17 protein-coding genes and 1 other RNA gene are annotated in these 16,495 nt (G+C 60.3%); 4 read left to right on the top strand and 14 right to left on the bottom strand.

The window, feature by feature from the left end:
- Positions 1-4: 4 nt before the first annotated feature.
- From mraY to rsmI, 9 genes are all read right to left on the bottom strand, one after another.
- The gene (gene mraY / locus DM374_RS10315; protein WP_095154662.1) at positions 5-1,087 is read right to left on the bottom strand and encodes a phospho-N-acetylmuramoyl-pentapeptide-transferase; all 1,083 of its coding nucleotides are present in this window, start codon (positions 1,085-1,087) and stop codon (positions 5-7) included.
- Complete coding sequence (locus tag DM374_RS10310) at positions 1,087-2,454, bottom strand: UDP-N-acetylmuramoyl-tripeptide--D-alanyl-D-alanine ligase (RefSeq protein WP_110969734.1); 1,368 nt, start codon at positions 2,452-2,454, stop codon at positions 1,087-1,089. The genes mraY and DM374_RS10310 overlap by 1 nt, the downstream gene beginning before the upstream one ends.
- On the bottom strand, positions 2,447-3,910 hold the full coding sequence (locus DM374_RS10305; RefSeq protein ID WP_110969733.1) for a UDP-N-acetylmuramoyl-L-alanyl-D-glutamate--2,6-diaminopimelate ligase: 1,464 nt from the start codon (positions 3,908-3,910) through the stop codon (positions 2,447-2,449). Before DM374_RS10305 ends, DM374_RS10310 begins: the two co-directional genes overlap by 8 nt.
- The gene (locus tag DM374_RS10300; protein ID WP_177431542.1) at positions 3,910-5,643 is read right to left on the bottom strand and encodes a peptidoglycan D,D-transpeptidase FtsI family protein; all 1,734 of its coding nucleotides are present in this window, start codon (positions 5,641-5,643) and stop codon (positions 3,910-3,912) included. Before DM374_RS10300 ends, DM374_RS10305 begins: the two co-directional genes overlap by 1 nt.
- Positions 5,643-5,936, bottom strand: a complete 294-nt coding sequence (gene ftsL, locus DM374_RS10295; protein WP_095154655.1) for a cell division protein FtsL — start codon at positions 5,934-5,936, stop codon at positions 5,643-5,645. Before ftsL ends, DM374_RS10300 begins: the two co-directional genes overlap by 1 nt.
- A complete protein-coding gene (gene rsmH / locus DM374_RS10290; protein ID WP_404821329.1) occupies positions 5,933-6,880 on the bottom strand; it encodes a 16S rRNA (cytosine(1402)-N(4))-methyltransferase RsmH in 948 nt (315 codons plus the stop codon). Before rsmH ends, ftsL begins: the two co-directional genes overlap by 4 nt.
- Positions 6,877-7,332, bottom strand: a complete 456-nt coding sequence (mraZ, locus tag DM374_RS10285) for a division/cell wall cluster transcriptional repressor MraZ (RefSeq protein WP_095154653.1) — start codon at positions 7,330-7,332, stop codon at positions 6,877-6,879. Before mraZ ends, rsmH begins: the two co-directional genes overlap by 4 nt.
- Positions 7,333-7,641: 309 nt before the next feature.
- Positions 7,642-8,001, bottom strand: an RNA gene (gene rnpB, locus DM374_RS10280) — RNase P RNA component class A.
- Between the two features lie 68 nt (positions 8,002-8,069).
- A complete protein-coding gene (gene rsmI / locus DM374_RS10275; protein ID WP_110969731.1) occupies positions 8,070-8,945 on the bottom strand; it encodes a 16S rRNA (cytidine(1402)-2'-O)-methyltransferase in 876 nt (291 codons plus the stop codon).
- A 184-nt stretch (positions 8,946-9,129) separates the two neighbouring features.
- Between rsmI and DM374_RS10270 the strand changes: the two genes are divergently transcribed.
- The 4 genes from DM374_RS10270 (at position 9,130) to DM374_RS10255 (ending at position 12,606) form a co-directional block, all read left to right on the top strand.
- On the top strand, positions 9,130-10,944 hold the full coding sequence (locus DM374_RS10270) for a penicillin-binding protein activator (protein WP_110969730.1): 1,815 nt from the start codon (positions 9,130-9,132) through the stop codon (positions 10,942-10,944).
- Entirely contained in the window at positions 10,944-11,315 is a 372-nt protein-coding gene (locus DM374_RS10265; protein WP_110969729.1) for a YraN family protein, read from the top strand. Before DM374_RS10270 ends, DM374_RS10265 begins: the two co-directional genes overlap by 1 nt.
- A gap of 122 nt (positions 11,316-11,437) precedes the next feature.
- The gene (locus tag DM374_RS10260; RefSeq protein ID WP_095154645.1) at positions 11,438-12,031 is read left to right on the top strand and encodes a phosphoheptose isomerase; all 594 of its coding nucleotides are present in this window, start codon (positions 11,438-11,440) and stop codon (positions 12,029-12,031) included.
- Positions 12,028-12,606 carry a BON domain-containing protein gene (locus tag DM374_RS10255; protein WP_095154643.1) on the top strand — a complete coding sequence of 193 codons (579 nt, stop codon included), beginning with the start codon at positions 12,028-12,030 and terminating at the stop codon, positions 12,604-12,606. The genes DM374_RS10260 and DM374_RS10255 overlap by 4 nt, the downstream gene beginning before the upstream one ends.
- A gap of 47 nt (positions 12,607-12,653) precedes the next feature.
- On the opposite strand, the gene DM374_RS10250 is transcribed toward DM374_RS10255, so the two are convergent.
- The 5 genes from DM374_RS10250 to petA all read right to left on the bottom strand — a co-directional run bounded on the left by DM374_RS10250 (position 12,654) and on the right by petA (position 16,410).
- Positions 12,654-13,070, bottom strand: coding sequence for a ClpXP protease specificity-enhancing factor (locus DM374_RS10250; RefSeq protein ID WP_095154641.1), 417 nt, complete (start codon positions 13,068-13,070; stop codon positions 12,654-12,656).
- A 10-nt stretch (positions 13,071-13,080) separates the two neighbouring features.
- Entirely contained in the window at positions 13,081-13,704 is a 624-nt protein-coding gene (locus DM374_RS10245; protein ID WP_095154639.1) for a glutathione S-transferase N-terminal domain-containing protein, read from the bottom strand.
- A 119-nt stretch (positions 13,705-13,823) separates the two neighbouring features.
- Positions 13,824-14,606: a cytochrome c1 gene (locus tag DM374_RS10240; RefSeq protein ID WP_110969728.1), complete on the bottom strand. Its 783-nt coding sequence runs from the start codon at positions 14,604-14,606 to the stop codon at positions 13,824-13,826.
- A complete protein-coding gene (locus tag DM374_RS10235) occupies positions 14,606-15,817 on the bottom strand; it encodes a cytochrome b (RefSeq protein WP_110969727.1) in 1,212 nt (403 codons plus the stop codon). The genes DM374_RS10240 and DM374_RS10235 overlap by 1 nt, the downstream gene beginning before the upstream one ends.
- On the bottom strand, positions 15,817-16,410 hold the full coding sequence (gene petA / locus DM374_RS10230) for a ubiquinol-cytochrome c reductase iron-sulfur subunit (protein WP_095154633.1): 594 nt from the start codon (positions 16,408-16,410) through the stop codon (positions 15,817-15,819). Before petA ends, DM374_RS10235 begins: the two co-directional genes overlap by 1 nt.
- Positions 16,411-16,495 lie beyond the last annotated feature (85 nt).

Below are 16,495 nucleotides of genomic sequence, written 5' to 3'. Positions count from 1 at the left end.
CGCTCTACCTCAGTTTCAGGGTGGCAAGGCCAATCAGCACCAGCACCACGGTGATGATCCAGAAGCGGACAATCACACGCGGCTCGGGCCAGCCCTTGAGTTCAAAGTGGTGATGAATCGGCGCCATGCGGAACACCCGCTTGCCGGTCAGCTTGAACGAAGCGACCTGGATGACGACCGACAGGGTTTCCATGACGAACACGCCGCCCATGATGAACAGGACGATTTCCTGGCGAACGATTACCGCGATGGTGCCCAGCGCCGCACCCAGTGCCAGCGCGCCGACGTCACCCATGAAGACTTGTGCCGGATAGGTGTTGAACCAGAGGAAGCCGAGGCCGGCACCGATCAGCGCGCCGCAGAATACGATCAGTTCGCCCGCGCCCGGCACGTAAGGAATCAGCAGGTATTCGGCGAATTTCACGTTACCCGACAGGTAGCAGAAGATACCCAGGGCGCCGCCTACCAGTACGGTCGGCAGGATGGCCAGGCCGTCGAGGCCGTCAGTCAGGTTGACCGCGTTGCTCGAACCGACGATGACGAAGTAGGTCAGGACCACGAAGCCGACGCCCAGCGGGATGGTGACATCCTTGAGCATCGGCACGATCAGGGTGGTTTCCACGCTGGTCGGTGCGGTCATATAAAGGAAGATCGCGGCGCCGAGACCGAACACCGACTGCCAGAAATACTTCCAGCGACTCGGCAGGCCACGGGAGTTCTTCTCGATGACCTTGCGGTAGTCGTCGACCCAGCCGATGGCGCCGAACAGCAGCGTGACGATCAGCACGACCCAGACGTAGCGGTTGCTCAGGTCAGCCCAGAGCAGCGTGCTGACGCCGATGGCGGAAAGAATCAGCGCGCCACCCATGGTCGGCGTGCCGGACTTGGACAGGTGCGATTGCGGACCGTCGTTACGGACCGACTGACCGATCTGGCGGATCTGCAGAGTGCGGATCATCCACGGGCCCAGCCAAAGGGCCAGCGACAGCGCAGTCAGTACCCCCAGAATCCCGCGCAGGGACAGGTACTGAAAGACCGCGAAGCCTTTGTAGAACTGTTGCAGGTACTCGGCCAACAGCAGCAGCATTAATGTTTCTCCCCGCTGGAACCGCACAAAGCCGCCACGACGTTCTCCATCGCAGCGCTGCGCGAACCCTTGATCAAAATAGTGGTGTTAGTGGCCTGCTCGCCGCGAATGGCGTCGATCAGGTCAGCTTGACTTGCGAAATGGCGGGCATCCTTGCCAAACGCCTTGACCGCGTGGGCCATCATCGGACCTACGGCATACAGCGCGGAAACCTTGTCTTTGGCGTATTCCCCAACCTGACGATGGCCCTCTTCTGCCCACTGGCCCAACTCGCCGATATCCCCGAGCACCAGGACGGTGCGACCGGAAAAGCCGGCAAGTATATCAACGGCCGCGCACATCGAGGTGGGGTTTGCGTTGTAAGTGTCATCGATGACCCGGGTACCCGCGTCGGTCATCTGCACCACCGTGCGCCCTTTGACTGGCTGCACCGTGTTCAAGCCCTGCGCGATACCGTCCAGCGTCAGACCGAAGGCATGAGCGGCTGCCGCAGCGGCGAGTGCGTTGCTGATGTTGTGAGTCCCCAGCAGATTGAGCTGGATCGACACACGGCCTTGCGGACCGTGCAGCACAAAGGCCGGGCAACCGCGCTCGTCGTTGCCGATCTCGCTGGCATGGAAATCGGCCGCAGGGTTGGTCAGCGCAAAACTCAATACCGCATGTTTACCTGTGCGCCGTTTCCATATGCCAAAGGCTTTGTCGTCGAGGTTCAATACCGCGACTCCGCCCTCTCCAAGCCCTTCGAGAATCTCGCCCTTGGCTTCGACAATCTTCTCCGGCCCACCGAACTCACCGACATGAGCAGTGCCCGCGTTGTTGATCAACGCTACGCTCGGACGGGTCAGACCCACGGTGTAAGCGATTTCGCCGATACGCGAAGCCCCAAGCTCGATCACAGCGGCAGTGTGTTCCGGCGCCAGTTCGAGCAAGGTCAGCGGCGCACCGAGATCGTTATTCAGGTTGCCGCGGGTCGCCAGGACAGGGCCGCGAGTACGCAGGATGCTGGCAAGCATCTCCTTGACCGTGGTCTTGCCGCTGGAGCCGGTGATGGCGGCTACAGGCTGCTTGAATGCACGACGGTTCAGCGCAGCCAGTTGGCCCAGCGCCAGGCGGGTATCGGCCACAACCAACTGCGGCAGGCTCGCGCCGGCAACTTCTCGCTCGACCAGCGCCGCGACGGCACCTCTGCCGGCGACTTCATTCAGATAGTCATGCCCGTCGAAGCGCGGCCCCGCCAGCGCGACGAACAGTTGCCCCGCGTCGATCTTGCGGCTGTCGATGCTGACACCGTCGAAACGCGCATCAGCGCCTACCAGGCGCCCCTTCAGCGGCTCGATCAACTGGGTGAGGGAAAGTGGCTCAAGCATGAGAGGCCTCCCAGACTGCCAACGCTTTTTCGGCTTCAACCAGATCGGAGAAGTCATGCCGCTGGCCGTTGATTTCCTGATAGTCCTCATGTCCTTTGCCAGCCAGGACGATGACGTCGTCCGCGGCAGCCGATGCGATGGCACCAGCAATTGCCTCACCGCGACCGGAGATAAAGGTGGCGGATTCAGGGTTGGTCAAGCCAGGACGAATGTCGTCGAAAATCACCAGCGGATCTTCAGTGCGCGGATTGTCGTCAGTGACGATCACCCGGTCCGCCAGACGCTCGGCCATCTCGGCCATCAGCGGGCGTTTGCCGCGATCACGATCACCGCCGCAACCGAACAGGCAGGTCAACTTGCCTCGAGCGTGGGGGCGCAGGGCCTCAAGCACTTTTTCCAGGGCATCGGGCGTGTGTGCGTAATCGACCACCACCAGCGGTTTGCTGCCGCCGCCGAGGCGCTGCATCCGGCCGATCGGCCCTTCCAGCTTGGCGGTGACCTTGAGAATTTCGTCGAGCGGATGCTCCATCGCCAGCAAGGTGCCGACAGCAGCCAGCATATTGCTCAGGTTGAAGCGACCGAGCAGGCGGCTGCGCAGCATGTGCTCGCCTTGTGGCGTCACCAGCACCGCACGTACGCCGTCGTCATCGAAGGTGGCTTCGCGGCAATACAGGGTTGCGGCGGGATCCTTGAGGCTGTAGCTGATCAGACGGGATTCGCCTTGCTGGGCGGCCAGTTCGCGGCCGAAATCGTCATCCAGATTGACCACCCGGCAGCGCAGGTTCGGCCAGGCGAACAAGCGCGCCTTGGCGGCTTTGTAAGCTTCCATGGTGCCGTGATAGTCGAGGTGATCGCGGGACAGGTTGGTCATCACGACGATATCGAATGCCAAAGCGGCCACCCGGCCCTGCTCCAGCGCATGAGAAGAAACTTCCATGGCCACGGCGCGAGCCCCGGCCTTCTTCAGATTATTCAGGGTCGCCTGCACAGCCAGCGGATCAGGTGTGGTCAGACGGCCACTTTCCAGTGCGCCGTAGAAGCCAGTGCCCAACGTACCGATCAAACCACAGTGCTGACCCAGCAGGTCCAGCGCCTGGGCGACCAGCTGCGTGACGCTGGTCTTGCCGTTGGTGCCGGTGACACCGACGAGGTCCAGCAAACGGCTCGGCTCACCATAGAAGCGACCGGCGATTTCCGACAACTGAGCAATCAGGCCCTTTACCGGGATAAGCGGCACGCTGGTGATCGGCAGGACCGTAGCGCCCTGCACTTCATAGGCCACGGCGGCTGCGCCGCGCTTCAACGCATCGGCGATATGGTCACGACCATCGACCTTGGCCCCGGGTACCGCCAGGAACAGATCACCTGCCCGCACGTTGCGGCTGTCCAGGGTCAGCTCGCGAATCAGAGGATCGCTGCTGGCGTTGGCGAACAATTTACTCAATGGCATCGTCATCAACCACGCCCTCCTTTGGCGGACGCAGCATCGGCTTGCTGCTGAGGTGTCGGGGCGGGCAGGTTGTCTGGCGGCACGTTCATCAGACGCAGCGTGCCAGACATTACCTTGCTGAATACCGGCGCGGATACAAGACCACCGAAGTAACCGCCTTTGCTTGGTTCATCGATCACCACAACCACGGCGTAGCGCGGGTCGCTCATCGGCCCGAAGCCAGCGAACAACGAGCGGTAGGCGTTTTCGGTGTAGCCCTTCGAACCGATGGTCGCCTTACGCGCAGTACCACTCTTGCCGGCAACGTGGTACGACGGCACCTGAGCGCGGAAAACGCCTCGCGGCGCCTCGATAACCTGTTGCAACATTTGCTGAATGGTCTCGGCAGTCTCTTTCGGCACCACCTGGGTTTCTTCCGGCGCCTTGTCCGTTTTCAGAATGCTCAGCGGAACCATCTTGCCGTCGTTGGCCAAGGCCGCGTAGGCATGCACCAGTTGCAGCGCGGTAACCGACAGGCCGTAACCATAGGAAAGGGTCGCGGTTTCGGCCTTGCGCCACTCGCGGTGGTTTGGCAGGTTGCCGACCCGCTCACCCGGGAAGCCAAGTCCGGTGTACTGACCCAGACCGAGTTGCGACATGACGCGGTAGATCGCTTCGCCACCGATATCGAAGGCGACTTTGGACATGCCCACGTTACTGGAATTGATCAGGATGCCGGTCAGGTCGAGGACCGGGCCTTCCGTCTTGGAAACGTCACGAATGGTGTAACGACCCAACTGCAGGGTGCCCGGATAGACTTCGACCTTGTCGGTCGGCTTCCAGCGGCCGCTTTGCAGCGCGGCGCTCATCGACAGCGGTTTCACTGTCGAGCCCGGCTCGAACACGTCGATGATGGCGCGGTTGCGCATCGCCGCCGGGAACATGCTGCGACGATTGTTCGGGTTGTAGGTGGGCTGGTTGACCATGGCCAGCACTTCGCCGGTTTTCACATCCATGATCACCAGGCTGCCGGCCTTGGCCTCTTGCTCGGAAATCGCGTTGCGCAATTCGCGGGTGGCCAGGTACTGCAGGCGCAGGTCTATCGACAACGCCAAGGTCTTTCCGGCCTTGGCGTTTTTGGTGACCTGGACATCCTTGATCAAGCGACCGCGTCGGTCCTTGATGACTTGCCGCTTGCCGGGCACGCCGGCCAGCCACTCATCGTAGGCCAGCTCGACCCCTTCGCGACCATGGTCGTCAAGGTCGGTAAAGCCAACCATGTGAGCCGCGACATCGCCAGCAGGGTAGAAACGACGAAATTCCTCGATGCCATAGACACCGGGAACCTTCAGGTCGAGCACAACCTGGCCCTGCTCCGGGGTCAGGCCACGAACCAGGTAGATGAATTCTTTACTGGCCTGCTGCTCAAGGCGTTCGGTCAGTTGCTTGGGGTTCTGGTTGATGGCGATGGCAAGCGCCGGCCAGCGGTCTTTGGCAGCCTGCATTTCCTTGGGGTTGGCCCACAAAGTGGTCACCGGAGTACTTACAGCCAGAGGCTCGCCATTGCGATCGGTAATCAGACCACGGTGTGCGGGAATGGGGATGTGCCGCATGCTGCGGGCATCGCCCTGGCTTTTCAGGAAGTCACGGTCGACTACCTGCAGGTCGATGATCTGCCAGGCGATGGCACCAACCATCAACGCCAGCAAACCGAGCACTACCCGGAAGCGCCAGGGGTAGAGGGCGCCTTCGAGCTTCATCATGGCGCCACCATCCGCACTTCATCTGCGGCAGGGATGCGCATTTTCAGTTGCTCACTGGCCAGGGTTTCGATGCGGCTATGGGCGGTCCAGGTGCTTTGTTCAAGGATCAGCCGGCCCCACTCGGCCTGCGCTTTGTCGCGCTCGTTGAGCTCGCCGTACAAGGTATTGAGCAGTTGCCGGTTCCAGTGGGCGCTGTAGGACACCGCGACCGAGGAAACGAGCACGCCAATGAACAGCAGGAGCATCAGGAAGCTCCCGCCGGGCAAAGGCTTGGCATAGAGCCTGCTCACCGCAGCTTCTCCGCCACACGCATGACGGCACTGCGCGACCGCGGGTTGGCCTTGAGTTCAGCGTCGGAAGCGAACTGTGCCTTGCCGATGGTCCTGATCTTCGGCTCGAACGGTTTGTGCTGGACCGGCAGGTTACGCGGCAGATTATCCGCCTCGCCCTTGGCCAGCTTGCGCATGAACAGTTTGACGATGCGGTCTTCCAGGGAGTGGAAGCTGATCACCACCAGACGACCACCGACTTCCAAGGCATCGAGTGCAGCCTGCAAACCCACTTCAAGGTCGCCCAGCTCATTGTTTACATGGATGCGCAGCCCCTGGAACGCCCGAGTTGCGGGGTTCTTGCCTTTTTCCCAGGCGGGATTGGCAACCTTGAGCACTTCGGCCAGGTCGGCGGTGCGGGTAAAGGGTTGTTCTGCACGGCGCAGGACTACGGCGCGGGCCATGCGCCTGGCGAAACGCTCTTCGCCGTATTCCTTGAATACCCGGGCAATTTCTTCTTCAGGCGCGGAAGCGATGAAGTCGGCGGCGCTGACACCCCGGGATGGGTCCATACGCATGTCCAGCGGGCCATCGTTGAGGAAACTGAAGCCGCGCTCCGGGTCATCCAGTTGCGGCGAGGACACCCCCAGGTCGAACAGCACGCCGCTGACCTTGTCCGACAGGCCGCGCTCGGCAACTTCCGAACCCAGCTCGGCAAAGCTGCGCTGCACAATGACAAAGCGGCCGTCTTCGGCCGCCAGCGCTTGCCCGGTGGCAATCGCTTGAGGGTCCTTGTCGAACCCTAGCAAACGGCCATCAGGCCCAAGGTGTTTGAGAATCAGTCGGCTGTGACCGCCACGTCCGAAGGTACCATCGAGATAGCAACCATCGGCGCGCACGGCGAGAGCCTCTACGGCTTCGTCCAGTAGCACAGTGATGTGGTTAAAGCCGCTATCTATAGTCACAGGATCAAATCACGCAGTTCATCAGGCATGGCGCCCGGTTGTTGAATGGCTGCCAGGTCCGCTGCGGAAACAGCGTTCCAGGCATCCTCGTCCCACAGTTGGAATTTGTTCAGTTGCCCCACCAGCATCGCTCGCTTGTCGAGCTTGGCGTATTCGCGCAAACGCGGCGGAACGAGAAAACGACCGCTGCCGTCGAGCTCCAGATCCACCGCATTGCCAATCAGCAAACGCTGCAGGCGACGGTTCTCTTCGCGTAACGACGGCAAGGCGCGCAACTTGGCTTCTATCAGTTCCCACTCATCGAGCGGATACACACACAAGCAGGGATCAACCGCATCGATCGTCACAATCAACTGCCCCGAGCTACGCGATTCAAGCTCGTCACGGTACCGGCTCGGCATCGCGAGACGGCCCTTGGCGTCGAGGTTGATGGCGTTTGCTCCGCGGAACACGGCTGCGATTCCCTAATTGTTAGCTTTTTGGTGTCTGAAAACCCACTTCATGCCACTTTCTGCCACTTGCGCACACTATAGGAATCCGCCTGCCACACCGTCAAGGCGCGCATATAAGGAAAACCCTTACAGATCGGCGATTTAGCGTAACAAGGACAGACAACAGGGTAATTCGGAGGGGTTTTCGAGGATGAAACGCGAACTCACTCAATCGAATAGAGAGAGAAGTTAAAGTGATTTATTAAGAGTAAGACTTTTTCGGTATTACCAGAGCACGTCTGCTATCGAATCAAGCAGGGAGGGAAAAAGGTGGAGAGTCGATCTGTAAGCCGGGTTCTGTCGAGGACAGTCATTCCTCTACGACGGCCATCACTGGACGTCTTTAGCAACCTACCCGGTTCCAACGCGGGCCGCGCCATATGGAACCCTATTTGGTCTTGCTCCGAGTGGGGTTTACCTAGCCACGAACTGTTACCAGACGTGCGGTGCGCTCTTACCGCACCTTTTCACCCTTACCGGCACCGAAGTGCTTAGGCGGTTATTTTCTGTGGCACTTTCCGTAGGCTCACGCCCCCCAGGCATTACCTGGCACTCTGCCCTATGGAGCCCGGACTTTCCTCCCCCCTCTTTTGCGGAACAAAAGAAGGCAGCGACTGTCCAATCGACTCTCCGCCGCAAAGAGTAACGGGAGAGCGGTCCGAGAACAAGTGAACAATACAAATAATGTCACAGTGACATCACTTGTTTTTTTGTTTTTCCAGCGCGACTTGATACAAAACATTCTTGCGCACACCGGTAATTTCCGCGGCCAATGCAGCAGCTCGCTTGAGCGGCATCTCGGCCAACAACAAATCAAGTACGCGCAATACTTCACCACTGACGGCCTCTTCATCCTCCGGAGCCGTCCAGCCCGCAACCAGCACTACACACTCCCCACGCTGCTGATTGCTGTCACCCTCGACAAACGCTCGCAACTGCGCCAAAGGCAGTCCTTTGAGGGTCTCGAACGTCTTGGTCAACTCACGCCCCAGCACCGCCGGGCGCTCAGCACCGAAAATCGCTTCCATGTCCTGCAAGCACTCCAGGATCCGATGCGGCGCCTCATAGAAAATCAAGGTGCGTGGTTCTTCCTTGAGCAAGTTCAGGCGCGCCTGTCGCCCAACGGCCTTGGCAGGAAGAAAACCTTCGAAGATGAAGCGGTCCGAGGGCAGGCCGGCCGCGGAAAGTGCGGCGATCAATGCACAAGCACCGGGCACCGGCACGACATTGACACCTGCCGCGCGCGCCTGGCGCACCAGGTGATAACCCGGATCAGAGATCAGTGGCGTTCCCGCATCGGAGATCAGCGCAACGTTGTCACCTGCCAGTAGCCGGGTCAGGAAACGACTACCCTCATCACGCTCATTGTGCTCGTGACAGGCCGCGAGAGGCGTATTGATACCGAAGTGTTGCAGCAGGCGGATCGAGTGTCGGGTGTCCTCGGCAGCGATCAGCGCGACCTCGCCCAGCACCTTCAGCGCACGGGCACTGATGTCATCCAGGTTTCCGATTGGCGTGGCCACCACATAAAGGGTTCCGGCGGCGGGATTGGAAACACCTGGAGCGTCGGTCACAGCACATACCTGTCATCTGGATAAAGCCGCCATTGTAGCGTGATCGCCGAAAACAATGCCTCCCCACACTGCCGACAACCCCGTGCCACGACTTGTATCGAAGGATTCACGCCAGCAAGATCGCGCCGGGGCCAGCGCTTGGGTACAATCGCAGGTTAATTTGATCGAGTAACAGGACCCTTACATGATCGCATGCCTGCGGCTGTTCTCAGCCCTCTGCCTCGCTACCCTGCTGGCAGCCTGCGCCAGTTCGCCTTCGTCCAGCCTGGGCGACCTGCCGCGCACTCCAGACGCCAGCATCGAGCAACTGCTCGAACAGGCCGCCGCCAGCAAGACGCCAGAGAAAGCTGCGCTGCTGCGACTGAGCGCCGCCGACCAGGCTTACCGGCAAAAAGACACTGCGCGGGCCACCCGGATTCTCGAACAGGTCCAACTGGATTCGCTGAAACCGGCCCAGCAGGTTTTCGCCAGCACCCTGGCCGCTGAACTGGCACTGAGCCGCAATCAACCCAAGGCCGCGCTGACCGCCCTGAGCCATCCGAGCCTGGCGCGACTGAACGAACTGCCGCAAGACCAGCAGGCCCGCACCCGCAGCGTGCACGCCGCAGCGTTCGAAGCCGACGGCCAGCCCCTTGCCGCCGCACAGGAACGCATTGCCCTGGCACCACTACTGAGTGGCGATGCCGCCAACGCCAACAATGACGCCATATGGAGCCTGGTCTCGGCACTGCCCGCAGAGCAGTTGCAGAGCGCGGGCAGCGACACCCTTGCCGGCTGGACCAGCCTGGCCCTGGCAGTCAAAAGCGCAGGCACGCTTGAACAACAGCAAGCCGCCATCGACACCTGGAAAGCACAACACCCCGATCATCCAGCCGCACTGCAACTGCCATCGCCACTGGTCAAACTCAAGAGCCTGACCAGCCAGCCGCTGACCAAGATCGCCCTGCTGCTGCCACAGGAAGGCCAACTGGCCGGCGTCGCCCGAGCCCTGCGCGACGGTTTCATGGCCGCACACTTTCAGGCCCAGCAAGCGGGTCAGAACCCACCCGCCATCCAGGTATTCGACAGCTCCCGCCTGACGTCCCTCGACGATTTCTACCGTCAGGCGCAGGCCGCTGGCGTGCAACTGGTGGTCGGCCCGCTGGAAAAACCGCTGGTCAAGCAGCTCGCCAGCCACCCGCAGCTCCCGATCACCACGCTGGCACTGAACTACAGCGATTCTGGCCAAAGCACCCCGCCACAGCTGTTCCAGTTTGGCCTCGCAGCCGAAGACGAAGCGCGCGAAGTGTCCCGCCGCGCCTACGCCGACGGCATGCGCCGTGCTGTAGCACTGGTCCCGAGCGGCGAATGGGGTGATCGCGTACTCAAGGCATTCCGCCAGGACTGGGAAGCCAAAGGCGGCACCCTGCTGGCTGCCGAGCGCGTTGCACAACCGGTCGCGCTGGCCCAGCAGATCGCCGATCTGTTCCAGTTGCGCCAGAGCGAAGGCCGCGCCAAGAGCTTGCAAAGCACCGTTGGCGGCAACATTTCCGCACAACCGTCGCGTCGCCAGGACATCGACTTCATCTTCCTCGCCGCAACTCCGCAGCAGGCTCAGCAGATCAAGCCGACGCTGAACTTCCAATACGCCGGCGACGTACCGGTCTATGCGACCTCCAACGTCTACAGCGCCAGTGGCGACGTCAACCAGTACAACGACATGACCGGCATTCGCTTCTGCGAAACGCCATGGCTGCTCGACAGCAGCAACGGCCTGCGCCAGCAGGTGGTTCGTCAGTGGCCACAAGCAGCCGGCAGCCTGGGTCGGCTGTACGCCATGGGTGTCGACGCCTACAGCCTGGCGCCACGCCTCACCCAACTGAAGGCATTGCCGGACAACCGTATCGAAGGCCTCTCCGGCAGCTTGACCATGAACCCGTCACAGCGCATCGAACGGCAACTGCCGTGGGCCGAGTTCTCCGGCGGCCAGGTCAAGCGCCTGCCTGATACGCCTCGTTGATGACCACACCTTCGCGCCAGGCCGCCGGAATGGCGGCCGAGCAACAGGCCCTGGATTACCTTCTAAGCCAGGGCCTTTCGCTTCTGACGCGAAACTGGCGGTGCAAACGCGGCGAGCTTGATCTGGTCATGCTCGACCGCGATACAGTAGTATTCGTGGAAGTTCGTTATCGCCTGCACGCAGGCTTTGGCGGCGCCCTCGGCAGCATCGATGCCCGCAAGCAGGAAAAACTGACGCTCGCCGCGCAGCATTTCCTGCAAGAGGAATCACGCTGGGCCAGTCACCCCTGCCGTTTCGATGTGATCGCCCTGCAAGGGAGCGGTCATTCAGGACAACCGCTCGACTGGCTGCAAAATGCCTTCGACAGCTGACTCCACTGCGACGAACGCGCCTTTACCCATTCAACTTTTTGCTCTTTGCTTCGCGGGCTGCACAGTCATGTGCCGGGAGCCTTTCAATCCCCGCCCGGCCAGCCCCATTTAAGGTCACACTGATGGACATGCAATCCCGAATTCGCCAGCTCTTCCAGGCCAGCATCAACACCAAGCAACAGGCCATGGAAGTCCTTGCACCCCACATCGAGCAAGCCAGCCAGATCATGGTCAATGCCTTGCTGAACGAGGGCAAGATGCTCGCTTGCGGCAATGGCGGATCGGCCGGCGACGCACAGCACTTTTCCTCCGAACTGCTCAACCGCTTCGAGCGCGAGCGCCCGAGCCTGCCGGCCATCGCCTTGACCACCGACAGCTCGACCATCACCTCGATCGCAAACGACTACAGCTACAACGAAATATTCTCCAAGCAGATCCGCGCGCTCGGGCAGCCGGGCGACGTACTGCTGGCTATTTCCACCAGCGGCAACTCGGCGAACATAATTCAGGCGATCCAGGCCGCACATGATCGCGAAATGATTGTCGTAGCTTTGACCGGTCGCGATGGCGGTGGAATGGCTTCGCTATTGCTACCTGAAGACGTCGAAATCCGCGTACCGGCCAACGTCACCGCACGTATCCAGGAAGTCCACCTGCTGGCGATCCACTGCCTCTGCGACCTGATCGACAGCCAACTGTTCGGGAGTGAAGAATGACCCCAAATCGCCTCGGCCTGATGGCCCTGACCCTGTGCCTGAGCCTGACCGGCTGCAGCTCGGTGATCAATGCCAGCCGCGAGTCTCCAATCGAGGACGACCGCGGCACCCGCACCCTCGGCAGCAAAATCGACGACTCACTGATCGAAACCAAGGTGGCGGTCAACGTCGCCAAGGCCAGCCCTGACCTGGACCAGAACTCACACATCGTCGTCAGCAGCTTCAACGGCGTTGTCCTGCTCGCCGGCCAGACCCCGCGCGCCGATCTGAAGAGCCTGGCCGAACAGGCCGCAAGCCAGGTGCAGAAGGTCAAGAAGGTGCACAACGAGCTGCAGGTGCTACAGCCCTCCTCCCTGCTGGCCCGCAACAACGACGCCTGGCTGACCACCAAGATCAAGACCCAGATGCTCACTGATGCCAGCATTCCCGGCTCGCGGATCAAGATCATTACCGAGAACGGTATCGTTTACCTGCTGGGCCTGCTGACCCAGGCGGAAGCCGGCCGCGCCACTAACCTGGTCCAAGGTGTTTCCGGCGTGCAGAAGATCGTCAAGCTGTTCGAATACATCGACTGAACAACGAACGCTCTGCAGCAAAAAGGCGACCCGAAGGTCGCCTTTTTTCATTTCACCACTTTCAGACTTGGCCGGCCACTAGGGCGAGGTGGCTGCCCACCGTCCGGCGGACCGTCGTCATCCGGCTCGACATCATCTTCATCATCAATCACCGGCGGCTCCAGCTCGAAGACCATGCCCTGACCGTTCTCACGAGCATAGATTCCGAGGATGGCACTGATGGGCACGAACAAGCTGTGCGCAACACCACCAAACCGGCCTTCGAAACTCACCGCGTCATTATCCATGTGCAAACTGCGCACAGCACTGGGCGATACGTTCAGAACAATCTGACCGTCGCTGGCGAAACCTTGGGGAACCTGGACAGCCGGGTATTCGGCATTCACCAGGATGTGAGGCGTGCAATCGTTGTCCACGATCCACTCATACAGTGCACGCACCAGGTAGGGGCGACTGGAGTTCATCAACAGCTCCTTAAAGCTTGCGCATTTCTCGTTCTGTAGAGGACAGGCTTGCCTGGAAAGCTTCGCGGGCAAACTGCCGCTCCATATAGTCCAGCAACGGCTTGGCCTGCCGTGGCAGCTCGATACCCAGTATCGGCAAACGCCACAGTATGGGCAGTAGACAGCAATCCACCAGACTTTGATCCTCACTCAGGAAACAGGGCTTGTCACCGAATAGCGGGGAGACGCCCGTGAGGCTCTCGCGCAACTCCTTGCGTGCCTGGACGCGTGCCGCATCCTTGCTGCGAGCATCGAGGATCAGGTCCACCAGCGAGCACCAGTCACGCTGGATACGGTGAATCAACAACCGGCTGTTCGCCCTCGCCACCGGGTACACCGGCAGCAGCGGCGGATGGGGATAACGCTCATCGAGGTATTCCATTACGACCGTCGATTCGTACAACGCCAGATCGCGATCGACCAAGGTCGGCAGCGTGCCGTACGGATTGGCCTCAAGCAGTTTGGCCGGCTGGTTTCCCGCCGCGACGTTGATGATTTCGACGCTGACACCCTTCTCGGCGAGAACGATGCGCACCCGATGAGAATAGTGATCAGCGGGGTCGGAGTAGCAGGCTAACCGGTTGGTCACGCCCATATGGGTCCTCCTCGCGTGTTGGAATAATAAAGATACAAATGCAAACGCGCCCTGCAGCCACCTCCGTATTCCGGAGGCGCCCCAGGGCGCGCGTTCAACTACCAGAAATTACTGCGTGATCAGTGCACGTCCTTCCAGTATTCGCGCTTGAGCAGGTAGGCGAATACGAAGAAGAAGGCCAGGTACAACAGCACGTAAGTACCGATGCGCTGACTTTCCAGTTTGACCGGGTTGGCCGAATAGGCCAGGAAGGTCACCAGGTTCTTGACCTTCTCGTCGAACTGCTCGTCGGTCAGGGTACCGGATTTCGGCACGATGGTCAGCTGATCACATGCTTCATGGGTCAGCGGAGCACCGGTGAGCGGGTCGAATTGCTTCTTGCCTTCAACGACGGTCTGGATCTGCTTGCAACCCACGACCTGACGACCCTGCAGACCAACCAGCACGTTCGGCATGCCGACGTTCGGGAAGATCTTGTTGTTCACACCCCATGGGCGCGATGGATCTTCGTAGAACGCCCGCAGGTAGCTGTACAGCCAGTCAGTACCACGGACACGGGCAACCAGGGTCAGGTCGGGCGGCGCCGCACCGAACCAGGTCTTCGCGTCGTTCGGCTGCATGCCGATGTTCATGTGATCGCCGATCTTGGCACCGGTGAGGACCAGCTTCTCGAGCATGAGCTCATGAGGAATGCCGAGGTCATCAGCAACACGCTCATAGCGCTGGAACTTGGCGCTGTGGCAGCCCATGCAATAGTTGGCGAAGGTACGGGCGCCGTCCTGCATGGCGGCCTTGTCGGTCAGGTCGATATTGACCTTGTCCAGTTCCACTTCATGCCCACCGGCAGCGAAGGTCAGGGTCGGCATCACTGCCAGCATCAATACTGCAAATAGCTTTTTCATCAGCCAGTCACCCTTTCCGGAACCGGTTTGGTCTTCTCAAGCCTGGTGTAGAACGGCATCAGAATGAAGTAGGCGAAATACAGGAAGGTACATACCTGCGACAACAGCGTACGGCCCGGGGTTGGTGCCAACACACCCAGCACACCCAGGATCACGAAGGAGATGCAGAACACCAGCAGCCACACCTTGCTCAGCCAGCCCTTGTAGCGCATGGAGCGAACCGGACTGCGGTCCAGCCAAGGCAGGACGAACAGCACAGCGATGGCAGCACCCATGGCGATCACACCCATGAGTTTGTCTGGAACCGCCCGCAAAATTGCGTAGAACGGCGTGAAGTACCAAACCGGCGCAATGTGCTCAGGCGTCTTGAACGCGTTGGCCTGCTCGAAGTTCGGTTTCTCCAGGAAGTAACCACCCATTTCCGGGAAGAAGAACACCACGGCGCAGAACACGAACAGGAAGACCACCACACCAGCGATGTCTTTCACGGTGTAGTAAGGGTGGAATGGAATGCCGTCCAGCGGAATGCCGTTCTCGTCTTTTTTCTTCTTGATGTCGACACCATCCGGGTTGTTCGAACCCACTTCGTGCAACGCCAGGATGTGCAGAACCACCAGGCCGAGGATCACGATAGGCAGTGCGATCACGTGCAGCGCGAAGAAGCGGTTCAGGGTGATGCCCGAAATCAGATAGTCACCACGGATCCACTGAGTCAGGTCATCGCCGATCACAGGGATCGCACCGAACAGCGAGATGATCACCTGGGCACCCCAGTAGGACATCTGACCCCAAGGCAGCAGGTAACCCATGAAGGCTTCTGCCATCAGCGCCAGGTAGATCAGCATGCCGAAGATCCACACCAGCTCGCGTGGCTTCTGGTACGAACCGTAGAGCAGGCCGCGGAACATGTGCAGGTAGACGACGATGAAGAACGCCGACGCACCGGTGGAGTGCAGGTAGCGCAGGATCCAGCCGTACTCGACGTCACGCATGATGTATTCGACCGAGGCGAACGCCTCTTCGGCCGAAGGGGTAAAGCTCATGGTCAGCCAGACACCGGTAACAATCTGGTTGACCAGCACCAGCAGCGCCAGGGAGCCGAAGAAATACAGGAAGTTGAAGTTCTTCGGAGCGTAATACTTGCTCAGATGGTCTTCCCACATCTTGGTGGCGGGGAAGCGGGCGTCAACCCATTCCATGAACTTACTCATCACGCTTTCTCCTGATCGATGCCGACGATGATGATCTCATCCGACTCGTACGAATGCGGTGGCACCGGTAGATTGAGCGGCGCAGGCTGGGACTTGTAGACGCGGCCGGCGAGGTCGTAGTGAGAACCGTGGCATGGGCAGAAATAGCCACCCACCCATTTGGGCCCGAGGTCGACGGGCGCCACTTCCGGACGGAAAGTCGGCGAGCAACCCAAGTGGGTGCACAGACCAACCAGCACGAGGATCTCCGGCTTGATCGAGCGGTTCGACGGGTCAACGTAAGTCGGTTGGACCGACGCCTTGGACTCCGGATCGGAAAGGTCGCCAGTGATCTTCTTGAGGTTACCGAGGATCTCTTCAGTGCGACGGACAATGAAAACCGGCTGGCCACGCCATTCGGCCACCAACTGCTGCCCAGGCTCCACCTTGGCAATATTGACCTTCACCGGTGCACCGGCAGCTTTCGCCTTGGCACTGGGGAACCATGACCCTACGAACGGGACCGCAGCCCCCACCGCTCCTGCTGCACCCACTACAGACGTGGCTGCTACCAGGAAGCGACGCCGGCCTGCGTTGACGCCGTCATTGCTCATTCAGTCCTCTCCCATCAGCTTTGTGGCCTGTTGAAACAGGCATCTACTAAGTAACTTCCGAACCGCTAAAAATTTGCCGCATGGT

It is taken from the genome of Pseudomonas huaxiensis (assembly GCF_003231275.1).
Taxonomy (GTDB): Bacteria; Pseudomonadota; Gammaproteobacteria; order Pseudomonadales; family Pseudomonadaceae; genus Aquipseudomonas; species Aquipseudomonas huaxiensis.
The sequence above is the reverse complement of the archived record's forward strand: the minus strand, read 5'-3'. Positions and strand labels throughout refer to the sequence as shown.